The 14,907-nt window shown below is 73.3% G+C and carries 13 protein-coding genes; 8 read left to right on the top strand and 5 right to left on the bottom strand.

All coding sequences use genetic code 11. From position 1 onward, the window contains the following. Nucleotides 1–199: 199 nt before the first annotated feature. A complete protein-coding gene (locus tag AB0J08_RS38645) occupies nt 200–577 on the bottom strand; it encodes a DUF3817 domain-containing protein (RefSeq protein ID WP_360643878.1) in 378 nt (125 codons plus the stop codon). Between the two features lie 153 nt (nt 578–730). Between AB0J08_RS38645 and AB0J08_RS38640 the strand changes: the two genes are divergently transcribed. The 4 genes from AB0J08_RS38640 to AB0J08_RS38625 all read left to right on the top strand — a co-directional run bounded on the left by AB0J08_RS38640 (nt 731) and on the right by AB0J08_RS38625 (nt 3,633). After that, nucleotides 731–1,369: an AIM24 family protein gene (locus tag AB0J08_RS38640; RefSeq protein ID WP_360643875.1), complete on the top strand. Its 639-nt coding sequence runs from the start codon at nt 731–733 to the stop codon at nt 1,367–1,369. After that, complete coding sequence (locus AB0J08_RS38635) at nt 1,369–2,019, top strand: AIM24 family protein (RefSeq protein WP_360643872.1); 651 nt, start codon at nt 1,369–1,371, stop codon at nt 2,017–2,019. The genes AB0J08_RS38640 and AB0J08_RS38635 overlap by 1 nt, the downstream gene beginning before the upstream one ends. A 251-nt stretch (nt 2,020–2,270) precedes the next feature. After that, entirely contained in the window at nt 2,271–3,077 is an 807-nt protein-coding gene (locus tag AB0J08_RS38630; protein ID WP_360643881.1) for an AIM24 family protein, read from the top strand. 40 nt (nt 3,078–3,117) lie between these two features. Continuing rightward, nucleotides 3,118–3,633, top strand: coding sequence for a MarR family transcriptional regulator (locus AB0J08_RS38625; RefSeq protein WP_360643869.1), 516 nt, complete (start codon nt 3,118–3,120; stop codon nt 3,631–3,633). 54 nt (nt 3,634–3,687) lie between these two features. On the opposite strand, the gene meaB is transcribed toward AB0J08_RS38625, so the two are convergent. After that, complete coding sequence (gene meaB, locus AB0J08_RS38620) at nt 3,688–4,644, bottom strand: methylmalonyl Co-A mutase-associated GTPase MeaB (protein ID WP_360643866.1); 957 nt, start codon at nt 4,642–4,644, stop codon at nt 3,688–3,690. Between the two features lie 71 nt (nt 4,645–4,715). Next, nucleotides 4,716–5,924 (bottom strand): acetyl-CoA C-acetyltransferase, encoded by a 1,209-nt coding sequence (locus AB0J08_RS38615; protein WP_360643863.1) that lies wholly within the window; start codon nt 5,922–5,924, stop codon nt 4,716–4,718. 245 nt (nt 5,925–6,169) lie between these two features. Between AB0J08_RS38615 and mce the strand changes: the two genes are divergently transcribed. The 3 genes from mce (at nt 6,170) to AB0J08_RS38600 (ending at nt 12,672) form a co-directional block, all read left to right on the top strand. Next, nucleotides 6,170–6,613: a methylmalonyl-CoA epimerase gene (gene mce, locus AB0J08_RS38610; protein ID WP_360643860.1), complete on the top strand. Its 444-nt coding sequence runs from the start codon at nt 6,170–6,172 to the stop codon at nt 6,611–6,613. Between the two features lie 570 nt (nt 6,614–7,183). Continuing rightward, nucleotides 7,184–11,635 carry a hypothetical protein gene (locus tag AB0J08_RS38605; protein WP_360643857.1) on the top strand — a complete coding sequence of 1,484 codons (4,452 nt, stop codon included), beginning with the start codon at nt 7,184–7,186 and terminating at the stop codon, nt 11,633–11,635. 107 nt (nt 11,636–11,742) lie between these two features. Further along, nucleotides 11,743–12,672 (top strand): cellulose-binding protein, encoded by a 930-nt coding sequence (locus tag AB0J08_RS38600; protein ID WP_360643854.1) that lies wholly within the window; start codon nt 11,743–11,745, stop codon nt 12,670–12,672. Nucleotides 12,673–12,909: 237 nt separating this feature from the next. Here the strand turns inward: AB0J08_RS38600 and AB0J08_RS38595 are convergent, their stop codons facing one another. Together AB0J08_RS38595 and AB0J08_RS38590 are read right to left on the bottom strand one after the other, a co-directional pair. After that, nucleotides 12,910–13,230 carry a hypothetical protein gene (locus AB0J08_RS38595; protein ID WP_360643851.1) on the bottom strand — a complete coding sequence of 107 codons (321 nt, stop codon included), beginning with the start codon at nt 13,228–13,230 and terminating at the stop codon, nt 12,910–12,912. Further along, nucleotides 13,227–14,021: an alpha/beta hydrolase gene (locus tag AB0J08_RS38590; RefSeq protein WP_360643848.1), complete on the bottom strand. Its 795-nt coding sequence runs from the start codon at nt 14,019–14,021 to the stop codon at nt 13,227–13,229. The genes AB0J08_RS38595 and AB0J08_RS38590 overlap by 4 nt, the downstream gene beginning before the upstream one ends. Nucleotides 14,022–14,113: 92 nt before the next feature. Between AB0J08_RS38590 and AB0J08_RS38585 the strand changes: the two genes are divergently transcribed. Beyond that, on the top strand, nt 14,114–14,907 hold a 794-nt coding region (locus AB0J08_RS38585), incomplete at its 3' end, for an ATP-binding cassette domain-containing protein (RefSeq protein ID WP_360643845.1).

The raw sequence follows: 14,907 nt of genomic DNA, 5'->3' as shown, positions 1-14,907 counted from the left end.
CTCAGCCACGTGATCATTCTGGCGGCACATCCCGTCCGGCACGACAACCGGACGGGATGTCACAACGGGGCGAACGTTGCTTGATGCGGCACTAGTCACCGTCTGACCACCACCGGACCACACCTGGAAACGGCGACAGGCTGTCGGGGCCCACTGGGAGAGGAGGCCCCGGCAGCCTGTCGGCCTGTCCGCGGGAGGTTCAGGCGGCGGCGGGCTCGCGCGCGGGCGCGAGTTCGCCGCGCTCCTCCTTGGCGAGGGTGCGCTCGGCGAAGAAGCCGCCGGTGGGCAGCACCGAGAGGACGAAGAGCAGGATGCCGCGCTTGGCGTCCCACTTCTGCGCCTGCCAGGCCATGATCCAGAAGACCACGTACAGGATGAACAGCACCCCGTGGACCATGCCCATCACCGGGACGGCGTCGAAGCTGGTGGTGCGCTTGAGCACCGAGCAGACCAGGAGCAGGAGAAAGGAGAGGCCCTCGGGGCCCGAGACCAGACGCAGGCGGTGGACGGCGCTGCTGTTCACGATGGGTACCTCGAATAGGGGTCGAAGATCGCTTGTGAACCGGCTCACAAGCATCCCCGCCATTATCACCGAGCACACGCCCGGGCCCGCGCCCGGGGTACGCGCACGGGTACGGCCGGCGTCCGGCCGGGTGTGATTTGTCGCAGACCGGTACCAGAAAGGCGACGCCCCTCCCCCGGAACCGCCGGATCCCGCTACATTGCGGCGGTGGCACAGTTTCGACTCCAAGGGTCCAAGACGCTCGCCGTCGACATGACGGGCGACGCCGTGAAAGCAAGAAACGGCTCGATGGTCGCGTACAGCGGCCAGATGAACTTCAAGAAGCTCTCCGGCGGCGGCGACGGTCTGCGCGGCATGGTGACCCGGCGGCTCACCGGCGAGCAGATGACGGTCATGGAGGTGAAGGGGCAGGGCACCTGCTACTTCGCCGACCGGGCGACCGAGATCAACCTCGTCCGGCTGAACGGCGAGACGCTCTACGTCGAGTCGGACAACCTGCTCTGCACCGAGGGCACGCTGAAGACCGGCACCACCTTCACCGGTCTCAACGGGATCTCCTCCGGCAACGGCCTGTTCACCACCAAGGTGGAGGGCCACGGCTGGGCCGCGCTCACCTCCAAGGGGCCGGCGATCATCCTGCGGGTCTCCCAGGGCATGCCGCTGCGGGTGGACCCGGGGGCGTACGTCGCGCACACCGGCAACCTCAGCCGCAGCCTCAAGTCGGGCGCCGGCTGGTCCACCTTCATCGGCGAGGGCGGCGGCGAGGCCGTCCAGGTGGAGTTCTCCGGCGAGGGCCTGGTCTACGTTCAGCCGTCCGAGAAGATCACCGTCGGGGGCGACGTCTGATGCCGTTCACCAGGATCAACAACAAGATGATCGAGGCCCGGGTCGTCCCCGGGCAGCGGCTGTTCAGCCAGCGCGGCGCGATGCTCGCGTACACCGGCGAGGTCCGCTTCACGCCGAACATCACCGGCGGCCAGGGCGGGGTCATGTCGATGATCGGCCGCCGGGTGGCCAACGAGGACACCCCGCTGATGACGGTCGAGGGCCAGGGCACCGTGATGTTCGGCCACGGCGGCCACCACGTGCACGTGATCGAGCTGGCCGGCGACACCCTGTACGTCGAGGCGGACCGGTTGCTGGCCTTCGAGGGCTCGCTGCAGCAGTCCACCATGTTCATGGGCTCGCAGGGCGGCGTGATGGGCATGGTCCGCGGCCAGGTGACCGGGCAGGGCCTGTTCACCACCAAGCTGGACGGCCACGGCTCGGTGGCGGTGATGGCGCACGGCGGCGTCTTCGAGCTGCCGATCACCCCCCACCAGCCGGTCCACGTCGACCCCCAGGCCTATGTCGCGCACCGCGGCCAGGTCCAGAACAAGCTGTCCACCGCGCTGGGTTGGCGCGACATGATCGGACGCGGCTCCGGCGAGGCCTTCCAGCTGGAGCTGTCCGGGAACGGCACGGTGTTCGTGCAGGCGAGCGAGGAGAAGCTCTGATGTCCTACCCGCCGCAGCCCCCCTACGGGCAGCCGCACGACCCGTACGGCCAGCAGCAGCCGTACGGCCAGCCGTCGCCGTACAACCAGCCCACCCAGCCCGGCTTCCCCGCCCCGCCGCCGCCCGGCTACGGCCCGCCGCCCGGCCAGGGCTACCCGGCGCAGGGCTACCCGCCGCCCCCGCAGCAGGGCTACCCCGCCCAGCAGCCGCAGCAGTACGCCCAGGAGCAGTTCGGCGGTGCCCAGGCCCCGCTGCCCAAGGCGCAGGACGGCTCCGGCCCGGTGGTGCACGACGCGCACAGCCTGCCGGCCAACGACAACGTCAACCCGTACGCCTTCTCGGTGGACCTGAACGGGTCGTACTTCCTGCAGAAGGGCAAGATGATCGCCTACTACGGCGACATCTCCTTCAAGGGGGTCGGCGCCGGCGCGATCGACCGGATGCTCGGCCAGCACTTCAACTCGCCGATGCACGCCGCGGACTGGGTGGTCGCCGAGGGCCGGGGCAAGCTGCTGCTGGCCGACCGCGCCTTCGACCTCAACTCCTACGACCTGGAGGAGGGGAACCTCACCGTCCGCTCGGGCAACCTGCTGGCCTACGAGCCCACGCTGCGGCTCAAGCAGTCGATCATCCCGGGGTTCCTCACCCTGATCGGCAGCGGCAAGTTCGTGGCCGCGTCCAACGGTCCGGTGCACTTCGTCGAGCCGCCGATCCGGGTGGACCCGCAGGCACTGGTCGGCTGGGCGGACTGCCCGGCACCGTGCCACCACTACGACCACGACTACATGCACGGGGTGATCGGCGGGATCCGCCGGCTCACCGGCCTGGGCGGGGCGTCCGGCGAGGAGCACCAGTTCGAGTTCATCGGGGCCGGCCAGGTGCTGCTGCAGTCGACCGAGGTGCTGATGGCCGAGCGCGCGGTCGGCCAGGTCCACGCCGAGGCGGGCGTGCCGATGGGCGGGGTGCCGTCGCAGCCCGCGTCGGCCCACGGCGGAGGCAACCTCAACGTCCCCGGGCTCGGTAATCTGGGCGACCTCGGGCGACGCTTCGGCCTGTAAACTCGTACAAGATTTAACTAAATGCGGTATGCTCGCACCCATGGATACGCGCACGATCGACGCCGCCGACGTCCCCCCCTCGCAGCCCGAGGAGGGGACTCCCTGGCTCACCGCCAGGGAGCAGCGGCTGTGGCGCGCCCACCTGGAGGTGGCCAAGCTGCTGGACTACCAGCTCAGCCGCGAACTCCAGCCGCACAACCTCGCGATCAACGACTACGAGATCCTGGTCGTGCTCTCCGAGGCACCCGAGCGGCGGATGCGGATGACCGACCTGGCCACCGCCACCCTGCAGTCCAAGAGCCGGCTCTCGCACCAGATCACGCGGATGGAGACGGCCGGGCTGGTGCTGCGGCAGGAGTGCCCGGGCGACCGGCGCGGCCTCTACGCGCACCTCACCGAGCAGGGTTGGGAGACCATGCAGAAGGTCGCCCCGGACCACGTGCGCAGCGTCCGGGCACACTTCATCGACCGCTTCACGCCCGAGCAGCTCGACGCGATGTACGAGGCACTGGCCCCGGTCGCCGAGCACCTGCGAGGCCTGCGCGGCCGCGCCTAGGGTCCGCGGAGGGCCGGCCCCCGTCGTCGACGGGGGCCGGCCCTCTCGTCGTGTTCAGCCGTGGGTGAGCCCCGCCACCAGCTCGTCGGCGGCGCCGTACGGGTCCAGCTCGCCGGCCACCACCCGCTCGGCCAGGGTGGCCAGGTGCCGGTCGCCGTGCAGGTCGCCGATCCGGGCCCGCAGCGCGGACAGCGCGATCGCCTCGATCTCGTCGGCGGCCCGGCGGCGGCGGCGCACGGCCAGCTCGCCGTGCTCCTCCAGCCAGGCGCGGTGCTTCTCCAGCGCCTCGACCACCTCGTCCATGCCCTCGCCGCGGGCCGCCACGGTCTTCACGATCGGCGGGCGCCAGTCCCCCGCCTCCCGGGCCTCGCCGAGGCCGAGCATGTGGTTCAGCTCCCGGGCGGTGGCGTCGGCCCCGTCCCGGTCGGCCTTGTTGACCACGAAGACGTCGCCGATCTCCAGGATCCCGGCCTTGGCGGCCTGGATGCCGTCACCCATCCCGGGGGCGAGCAGCACCACGGTGGTGTCCGCCTGGGCGGCGATCTCCACCTCGGACTGGCCGACGCCGACGGTCTCGACCAGGATCACGTCGCAGCCGGCCCCGTCCAGCACCCGCAGCGCCTGCGGGGCCGACCAGGAGAGGCCGCCGAGGTGGCCGCGGGTGGCCATCGAGCGGATGAACACCTCGGGGTCGGTGGCGTGGTCCTGCATCCGGACCCGGTCGCCGAGCAGCGCACCGCCGGAGAACGGCGAGGACGGGTCCACGGCCAGCACCCCGACCCGCTTGCCGAGCCGGCGGTAGGCGGAGACCAGGGCGGAGGTCGAGGTGGACTTGCCCACGCCGGGCGAGCCGGTCAGCCCGACGGTGTAGGCCCGGCCGGTGTAGGGGGCCAGTGCGGCCATCGCCTCGCGCAGTTGCGGGGCGGCGTTCTCGACCAGCGAGATCAGCCGGGCCACCGCGCGCGGCCGGCCTGCCCGGGCCTGCTCGACCAGGGTCGCGACATCGATCATCAGGAGCTCCTAGCGCCGAAGGGCTGCGGACCGCTGGTGGCGGTCCGCAGCCCCGAAGGTATGTCGGATGATCAGGCCTTGGCGGCCGGCTCCTGCGGGACACGGACGATCAGCGCGTCGCCCTGACCGCCGCCGCCGCAGAGCGCGGCCGCGCCGATGCCGCCACCGCGGCGCTGGAGCTCCAGCGCCAGGTGCAGCACCACGCGGGCGCCGGACATGCCGATCGGGTGGCCGAGCGCGATCGCGCCGCCGTTGACGTTGACGATGTCGGAGGAGACGCCCAGGTCCTTGATCGACTGGTGGGCGACGGCCGCGAACGCCTCGTTGATCTCGATCAGGTCGAGGTCACCGACCTCCAGGCCCTCCTTGGCCAGCGCGTGCTTGATCGCGTTGGACGGCTGCGACTGCAGCGAGTTGTCCGGGCCCGCGACGTTGCCGTGCGCGCCGATCTCGGCGATCCAGCTCAGGCCCAGCTCCTCGGCCTTGGCCTTGCTCATCACGACCACCGCGGCGGCGCCGTCGGAGATCTGCGAGGAGGTGCCGGCGGTGATCGTGCCGTCCTTGGTGAAGGCCGGGCGCAGCTTGGCCAGGCCCTCGACGGTGGTGTCCGCGCGGATGCCCTCGTCCTGGCTGAAGACCAGCGGCTCGCCCTTGCGCTGCGGGATCTCCACCGGGGCGATCTCGGCCTCGAAGATGCCGTTCTGCTGGGCCTTGGCGGCCCGCTGGTGGGAGGCGGCGGCGATCTCGTCCTGGATCTCGCGCGGGATGCCGAGGCGGATGTTGTGCTTCTCCGTCGACTCGCCCATCGGGATGTTCTCGTAGGCGTCGGTGAGGCCGTCGTGCGCCATCTCGTCGAGCATCTCGATCGCGCCGTACTTGTAGCCCTCACGGGACTTCGGCAGCAGGTGCGGGGCGTTGGTCATGGACTCCTGGCCGCCGGCCACCACGATGTCGAACTCGCCGGCCCGGATCAGCTGGTCGGCCAGCGCGATGGCGTCCAGGCCGGAGAGGCAGACCTTGTTGATGGTGAGCGCCGGGACGCTCATCGGGATGCCCGCCTTGACGGCGGCCTGGCGGGCCGGGATCTGGCCGGCGCCGGCCTGCAGCACCTGGCCCATGATCACGTACTGGACCTGGTCCCCCGTGACGCCGGCCCGCTCCAGAGCGGCCCTGATCGCGACGGCCCCGAGGTCGACGCCGGAGAATCCCTTGAGCGAACCGAGCAGGCGACCCATCGGGGTCCGCGCACCGGCAACGATCACAGAGGTGGTGTTGGTCATGGGACGAGCCCCTTCGCACGTCGTGGCCAGGTGAGGATTCCGCTCAATGTACTGACCTGCTACCCGTCCGTCACCGGAGCGACGGTGTGATCGAGCGCACTGGCACTGTCCAGTCAACACCGTGTCAACCCGGTCCGGGTGAACCCCGCCCGTGTGAGCAGGCTCGCACCCGGATCGCTGGCGCACCCCGGCCGCATGCGCTGCACTGTTGCCGTCCCGTTGCCCGCCCAGACCCGGAGGCCACCGTGCTCACCCGCATCGACCACATCGGCATCGCCTGCCGAGACCTCGACAAGACGGTCGAGTTCTACCGCGCCACCTACGGCTTCGAGGTGTTCCACAGCGAGGTCAACGAGGAACAGGGGGTGCGCGAGGCCATGCTCAAGATCAACGACACCGGTGACGGCGGCGCCTCCTACCTGCAGCTGCTGGAGCCGACCCGGCCCGACTCCACCGTCGCCAAGTGGCTGGAGAAGAACGGCGAGGGCGTCCACCACATCGCGTTCGGCACCGCCGACGTGGACGGCGACTCCGAGGAGATCCGCGCCAAGGGCGTCCGGGTCCTCTACGAGCAGCCCCGGATCGGCTCGATGGGCTCGCGGATCACCTTCCTGCACCCCAAGGACTGCGGTGGCGTCCTGACCGAACTGGTCACCTCCGCCGAGCCCGGGGAGCACGACGAGCACTGACCCGCACACGGGTGCCGTCGGGCTCCGACGGCACCCGCCGAGGGTCCGCCCGGGCCCGCCGAGGGTCCGCCCGGGGCCCGCCCGAGGGGTCTGCCGAGAGCTCCACCGAAGGCCCGCCACCCTCATGACCCGTCAGTAATGTCGTCCGATGCCCGGAAAACCCCTACGCGGCCATTCCCCCGCAGGGCGCTCCCACTACAATGCCCAGGTGCGCGAAGACTCCGGGGGACGGGGACGACGGGCACGGCCGATGACAGGCCTGTCCGCCCACCGGTGGTCGGCCCGTCGCAGGGGAGTCCATTACGCGGGCACGGCTGAACAGTCGCAGTTCGGATCTGTCACCATTCTCCACAAGGCAAGAGTTCGCCCAGAAGTCCACCCGGACGGGGGAACGCGGTACGACCGCGCTCCCGTGACCAGGACTTCGACGACCGTGGCGGACGCCCCCGACCAGACAGGGGCCGTCCACCAGGCTGCGGATGCAAGGACCAGTCGGACCGGGGCCCCGGACACGGGAGCCCGGGAACGGCCGGGTCGAGGACGCGACCAGGAGATGGATGGGACCGCGGAGTGCGGGGCTACGACCGCTACGAGGTTGACGATCACCTCTCCCAGTTCGAGGCCGAGATGGATCGGACTCGCAAGGAGCGGGACAAGGCCGTCGAGCATGCCGAGGACCTCGCCTACCAGGTGGAGGTGCTCCGGGCCAAGCTGCACGAGTCCCGTCGCATGCTCGCCCAGCCGCGTGCCTTCGACGCCGTGTCCGGCCAGGCCGAGCAGCTGCTCCGCACCGCCGAGATGCAGGCCCAGCAGCTGCGTGCCGACGCCGAGCGGCAGCTGCGCGACTCCCAGCAGGCCACCCAGCGGCTGATGGCCGAGGCCGCCGAGCGCACCGCCCGGCTGGAGGCCGAGCTGGCCGCCCGCCGCCGCCAGCTGGAGGACGAGCTCACCGAGCTGCGGCGCAGCGCCGAACAGCACGTCAACGAGAACGTCAACTGGGCCGAGCAGACCCGGGCCGGCACCGAGCAGGAGGCCCAGCGCCTGCTGCAGGAGGCCCGCGCCGAGGCCGACCGGATGATGGCCGCCGCTCGCGCCGAGGCCGCCGCCCTGTCCGACCAGGCCCGTGCGCAGACCGCCGCCGACGTCGACGCCGCCCGCGGCGAGGCCCAGGCCGCCGCCGAGGCCGCCATCCAGCGCGCCCACAGCGACGCCGAGCGCCTGCTGCGCGCCGCCTCCGAGCAGGCCCAGCAGGCCGGCGCCCAGGCCGCCGCCGACGTGGACGCCGCCCGTGGCGAGGCCCAGCTGCAGCTGGCCGCCGCGCACGCCGCCGCCGAGCAGCAGCTCGCCGCCGCCCAGGCCGAGATCCGCCGGCTCAAGGAACACACCACCGCCGAGCAGGCCCGCGCCGAGGAGGCGCTCGCCCACGCCCAGGCCGAGATCGAGCGGCTGCGCGCCTCGGCGATCGCCGAGGCCGAGCGCACCCGGCGGGAGGCCACCGAGCTGCGCGCCCAGGCCGAGGCCGCCGCCGAGCAGCTGCAGGCGGACGCCGAGGCCGCCGCCGAGCGCAAGGTCGCCGACGGCGAGGCTGCCAGCGAGCAGCGCTCGCAGACCGCCCGGGCCGAGGTCGCCCGGATGGTCGCCCAGGCCACCAAGGAGGCCGAGGCCATCAAGGCTGCGGCCGCCACCAAGCAGGCCGAGGCGGAGGCCGCCAGGGCGGCCGCCGCCGAGGAGAGCGAGCGGCTGCGCGCCACCGCCGAGTCGGTGGCCGGCGAGCTGCGCGCCGAGGCCGAGGCCGCCATCGCGGACCTGCGGTCGCAGGCCGAACGCGAGGTCGCCGAGCTGCGCGCCCAGGCCGAGGCCGCCGCCGAGCAGCTGCGCAGCGAGGCCGAGGAGGCCGGCCGGGCGGCCGGCGCCAAGGACGCCACCGTCCACCTCGCCAAGGCCGCCAAGACGGCCGAGGAGATGCTCGGCCGGGCCAATCAGGACGCCGAGGCCGCCCGCGCCGAGGCCGCCACCGAGGCCGAGCGGATCCGTACCGAGGCCGCCGCCGAGGCGGAGCGGCTGCGCGAGCAGGCGCAGGCCGCCGTCGAGCAGGCCCAGAACGCCGCCCTGGACGACGCGGCCGGCATCCGCGAGCGGGTCCGGCAGATGCAGGACGAGGCCGCCCGGCTGCGGGCCGAGGCCGAGGAGCTGCGCGCCCAGGCCGCCGCCGAGGCCGACCGGGTCCGCGGCGAGGCCCGCCGCCAGGCCGTCGTCCAGATCGAGGAATCGGCGAAGAGCGCCGAGGAGCTGCTGACCAAGGCCAAGACCGACGCGGACGAGCTGCGCGCCGGCGCGGCCGCCGAGATCGAGCGGCTGCGCGAGCAGGCCAAGCAGCAGGCCGCCGAGACCCAGGGCCGCGCCGAGCAGACCCTCGACCGGGCTCGCGCCGAGGCCCAGAAGATCGTCGGCAACGCCGAGCAGCAGGGCCAGGACGCACTCACCGCGGCCAAGGCCGCGGCCGCCGAGAACCGCACCGCCGCCGAGCGCGAGACCGGTGAACTGCGCCGCGAGGCAACCGAGTTCGACCAGCGGGTGCGCGCCGAGGCGAACGCCGAGGCGCAGGCCGTACGGGCCGAGGCCCAGGCCGAGGCCACCGCCGTCCTGGACGCCGCGGTCGCCGACGCCGAACGGCTGCGCACCGAGGCCGACGCCGAGCTGGCCCGCACCCGGGCCGAGGTCGACGCCGCCGCCGAGGCACTGCGCGAGGAGAGCCGGCGCGAGCGCGAGGAGGCCGCTGCCGGGCTGCTCCGCGAGCGCGAGGAGACCGCCGAGCAGCTGGCCGCCGCCCGGGCCGCCCACGAGCAGGCCGCGGCGGCCGCCGCCGAACTCACCGAGCGCACCGCCGCCGAAACGGCCGCGCTCCGCGAGGCCGCCGAGGCCCACGCCGACCGGCTGCGCACCGACGCCGAACGGAGCGCCGCCGAACTCACCGAGTACACCGCCGCCGAAACGGCCCGGCTGCGGGCGGAGGCCGAGGAGGCGCTGGAGACCGCCCGGGCCACCGCCGAGCGGCGGACGGCCGAGGCCGAGGCCACTGCTTCGGCACTGCGCGAGCAGGCCGAGGCCGACCTGACGCTGGCCGCCGAGCAGGCCGAGACGGTCCGGGCCGAGGCCGGCCGGGAGCTGTCCGAGGCCCGTGCCACCGCCGACTCGATCCGCGCCGAGGCACAGGCCGTACTGGACCAGGCCGGTGTCGACGGCGACGAGCTGGTCGCCACCGCCAAGGCCGAGGCCGCCGAGCTGGTCGCCACCGCCGAGGAGGAGGCCGCCGAGGTCCGCCAGTCGGTGGCCGGTATGCACGAGGCCGCGTCCCAGCAGATCGCCGAGCTGCGGGCCACCGCCGAGCGCGAGGCCGCCGAGGTCCGCCGGGAGGCCGAGCAGGCCGCCGCCGAGCTGCGCGACACCGCCGAGCGGGAGAGCGCCGAGCTGCGGGCGCTGGCCGAGCGGGAGACCGCCGAGCTGCGCGAGCGCACCGACCGCGCCGTCGCCGAGCTGCACGAGACGGCCGAGCGGGAGACCGCCGAGCAGCGCGCCCTCGCCGACCGCGAGACCACCGACCTGCGGACCCGGACCGCCGCCGAGACGGCCGCGCTGCGTGAGCAGACCGAGCTGGAGCTGGCCGCCGAGCGCGAGGCCGCCGAGGCCGAGCTGGCCCGCCGCCGCGCCGAGGCGCAGGCCTACGACGAGCGGCTGCGCACCGACGCCGAGGCCGAGCTGCGCGGCGCCCAGGAGTCCGCCGAGCAGCAGCGGGCCGCCGCCGAGGAGCGGGCCGCCGCCGCGATCGCCGAGGCCGAGGACTTCGCCGCCGCCCTGCGGGCCGAGGCCGAGGAGTACGCGATGGCCACCCGGACCCTCGCGGACGACTACGACGCGGACACCCACGCCCGCGCCGACGCCTTCGACGCGGACACCCGCGAGGCCGCCGAGCAGTTCGACAAGGCCACCCGCGAGCGGGCCAAGTCCGTTCTGGAGCGGGCCTTCGCCGACGCCGAGGCGCTCGGCGAGGACGCCCAGACCACCGCGCTGGCCACCACCGCCGCCGCCGAGGAGCAGGCGGACGCGATGGTCGCGGCCGCCCGCAAGGAGGCCGACCGGCTGGTCGCGGCCGGCGAGGCGGCCGGCCAGGCCGAGGTCGAGAAGGGCCGGGCCGACGCGGACGCCCTGCTCTCCGAGGCCCGCCGGGACGCCACCGCGATCCGCGAGCGCGCCGAGGAACTGCGCGAGCGCACCGACGCCGAGGTGGAGGCCCTGCACGAGCGCGCCCGCAAGGAGAACGCGCAGGCCATGAAGTCGGCGGGCGAGCGGGTGGACGCGCTGGTGACGGCCGCCCAGGAGCAGCTGACCGAGGCCGAGGAGCAGGCGGTGGCCACCGTCACCGAGGCCGAGGAGCGGGCGGCGGCACTGATCGCGGCCGCCGAGGAGCGCGCCAACGAGCTGACGTCGGAGGCGTCCGCCGAGGCCAGCAAGGTCCGGATCTCGGCCGTCCGCAAGGCCGAGGGCCTGCTGAAGGAGGCCGAGACCAAGCTCGCCGACTCGACCGACCGTGCCGAGGCCCTGATCATCAAGGCCGAGGCCAAGCTGAAGTCCGCCCAGGAGGAGTCCGAGGAGCGGATCGAGACGGCGGCGGCCGAGGCGGAGAAGCGCCTGCGGACCGCCGACGAGGCCGCCGACGAGCAGATCGAGCTGGCGAAGGCGGAGGCCGAGCGGGTGCTCGCCGAGGCGCGGGCCGAGGCGACGCGGGTCACCGACGAGGGCCGGCGCGAGCTGGACGAGCTGGTGCGCCGCCGCAAGGACATCAACACCGAGATCTCCAGGGTGCAGGACGTGCTGTCCGCGCTGGAGGCTTTCGAGGCACCGTCACCGGTCGCACAGGCAAACGGGGGAAGTACCAGCAAGAAAGACGGGGGGACCAAGGCCGGCGCCGGAGTCGGTTCCCCCCGGTCGGGTGGCAATCGCTCCGGCGGCGCACCACCCGATTGAGCGGACATTCTCCGCGAGACAACGGCATTTCGCCGACGACACTCCGGTACCGTGTCAGGATTCCCTCAACCACCTCAGCGGTTTGACGACAGGAAGCCCAGAACCCCATGAGCGACAGTCACTCCCCTCACGGCTTCGACCTGGTGCGCCGTGGGTACGAGCGTGCCCAGGTCGACGAGCGGATCACCAAGCTGGTGGCCGACCGTGACAGTGCCCTGACCCGGATCAGCGCGCTGGAGAAGCGCATCGAGGAGCTCCACCTGGAGACCCAGACCGCGCAGGCGGCGGTCACCGAGGCGGAGCCCTCCTACGCCGGTCTCGGCGCCCGGGTCGAGAAGATCCTGCGGCTCGCCGAGGAGGAGGCCAAGGACCTGCGCGACGAGGCGCACCGCGCCGCCGAGCAGCACCGCGAGCTGGCCGAGGCGGCCGCCCAGCAGGTCCGCTCCGAGGCCGAGAACTACGCCAAGGACCGCAAGGCCAAGGCCGAGGACGAGGGTCTGCGGATCGTCGACAAGGCCAAGAGCGACAGCGCCCAGCTGCGCGCCGAGGCCAACAAGGACGCCCAGAACAAGCGCGAGGAGGCGGACGCCCTCTTCGAGGAGACCCGCACCAAGGCCGCCCAGGCCGCGCTGGAGTTCGAGACCAACCTGGCCAAGCGCCGCGAGCAGTCCGAGCGCGACCTGGCTGCCCGTCAGGCCAAGGCCGAGAAGCGCCTGGCCGAGATCGAGCACCGGGCCGAGCAGCTGCGCCTGGAGGCCGAGAAGCTGCGCACCGACGCCGAGCGCCGCGCCCGCCAGACGGTGGAGACGGCCCAGCGCCAGTCCGAGGACATCGTGGCGGACGCGAACGCCAAGGCCGACCGGATCCGCAGCGAATCCGAGCGCGAGCTGGCGGCGCTCACCAACCGCCGCGACAGCATCAACGCCCAGCTGACCAACGTCCGCGAGATGCTGGCGACGCTGACCGGCGCGGCCGTGGCCGCCGCCTCGCTGCCGAACGACGACACCATGGGCGTGCCCGCCCAGCAGTCGCGCTGACGTCGCGCCCCGCATGAGCTGAAGGGCGCGCGTCGGTAGGAGCGCCCGGCGGCGAGTGCGGAACAGCGGAACAACGACGGGCCCCCACCCTCCGGAGTGGGGGCCCGTCGTGCTTGTCAGACGCTTGAGCGGCCCGACCGCGCCCGGGCCCGGTGGCGCGGCCTCCAGGCGCCGCCGCAGGGCCCTGTGGCGGCCCGGAGGGAGACGTCGGGCCGGGGGTCCGGGAGCGCATCGGGTTCAGCGCGGATAGGCCCCGTCCGGCCGCTGGTGGCCGCAGCTCAGCTGGTTGCCGTCGTCGTCCGAGACGGTGCCGAACCACGACGTGCACCAGACCGAGACCGAGTCCCGCCAGTACTGCACCTCGAAGGGGTGCCCCGAGCCGAAGTCGCCGTACGAGGTGACGATGAAGGTCTCCCCCGGGCGCATCCAGTAGTCCTCGCCGAGCGGCTCCAGGGTCAGTTCGAGCAGCCCCTCGCCGCGGTTGGTGACCGGCACCCGGCCGGTCACCTCCAGCGCCGAGAAGTCCCAGCCGCCGGTCTCCGCCTGCCCCTCCCTCATCGCGTCACCCGCGCCAACAGCCGACGCACCGCCGCGTCGAACTCCTCCGGCGCCTCCAGCGCGCTCAGGTGCCCCACCCCGGGGATGACGGTCAGCTCGGCGTCCGGCCGCGCCCGCACCATCAGTTCGGCCTCTTCGAGCGGGATCAGGCCGTCCCGCTCCCCCGCCACTACGGCGGTCGGCACCCGTACGCCGGCCAGCACGTCCAGGGTCTGCGGCCGGGCCGCCATCGCCCGCTGCGCCCAGGCCACCGCGGCCGGTGACGCGGCGGCGATCATCCCCTGCACCCGGTCGACCAGGTGCCCGGAGTCCGGCCCGAGCTGGCCCGCCGCCATCCGCTCGTCGAGCAGCAGCCGGACGCTGTCGCGGGCCAGGACAGCGCCGGCGATCCGCTCGCGGTTGGCCCGGGCGGTGTCGGTGTCGGCGGTGGCCTTGGTGTTCGCCAGCAGCAGGCCGGCCAGCCGCCGCGGGTGGCGGCGGGCGAAGGCGAGCGCCACGTACCCGCCCATCGAGAGACCGCCGATCACCGCCCGCTCGATCCCGGCCGCGTCCAGCAGCAGGGCGACGTCGTCGGCGACCGCGTCCAACGAGGGCTCGCCGGTACCCAGCTCGGTGCCGCCGAAGCCGCGCTGGTCGGGCGCGAGCACCCGGGCCTCGTGGCCGGTCGTCCCGGGCAGCCCGTCCAGTTGGGCGGACCACATCGAGGCGTTGAGCGGAAAGGCGTGCAACAGCACGAGAGGTGTTCCGGTACCGCTCTCGCGGACCGACACTGCGGAGGGGAGCTGGGTCATGGGCCCACCGTAGTTCGGTGCGCCCGGCGGGCCCACTCAGCGGGCCACCCTGTCCGCTTTGTCATAGCCTGACGGAGAGTGAGGGAGCGCGAATGATCGAGTTGCACGAACTGACCAAGCGTTACGGCAAGACGCTTGCCGTGGACCGCCTCAGCTTCCAGGTGCCGCAGGGCGTGGTCACCGGGTTCCTCGGCCCCAACGGCGCCGGCAAGTCCACCACCATGCGCATGATCCTGGACCTCGACCGGCCCACCGGCGGCCGCGTCACCATCGACGGCAAGAGATACGGGCAGCTCAGCGAGCCGCTGAAGTACATCGGCGCACTGCTGGAGGCCAAGGCCGTCCACCCCGGCCGCACCGCCCGCGACCACCTGCTCTGGCTCGCCCAGAGCAACCGCATCCCGACCGGCCGGGTGGACGAGGTGCTCGCCCTGGTCGGCCTCACCCCGGTCGCCCGCAAGCGCGCCCGGGGCTTCTCGCTCGGGATGGGCCAGCGGCTCGGCATCGCCTCCGCCCTGCTCGGCGACCCGGAGATCGTGATGTTCGACGAGCCGGTCAACGGGCTGGACCCGGAGGGCATCCTCTGGATCCGCAATCTGATGAAGCGCCTCGCCGCCGAGGGCCGGACCGTCTTCGTCTCCTCCCACCTGATGAGCGAGATGGCCGTCACCGCCGACCACCTGGTCGTCATCGGCAAGGGCCGGCTCCTCGCCGACCTGCCGATGGCCGAGTTCATCCGGCGCAACTCCCGCTCCGCCGTCCGTCTGCGCACCCCCCAGCCCGAGCGACTGCTGGACGCCCTGGCCGGCGCCGGACTGCGCGCCGAGCCGGGCCCGGGCGGCTCCCACGAGGTCGTCGACGGCCAGCTCGCCGAGCTCGGCGAGCT

Source organism: Kitasatospora sp. NPDC050463, assembly GCF_040655255.1.
GTDB lineage: Bacteria > Actinomycetota > Actinomycetes > Streptomycetales > Streptomycetaceae > Kitasatospora.
This window is presented reverse-complemented; position numbering and strand designations above follow the sequence as displayed.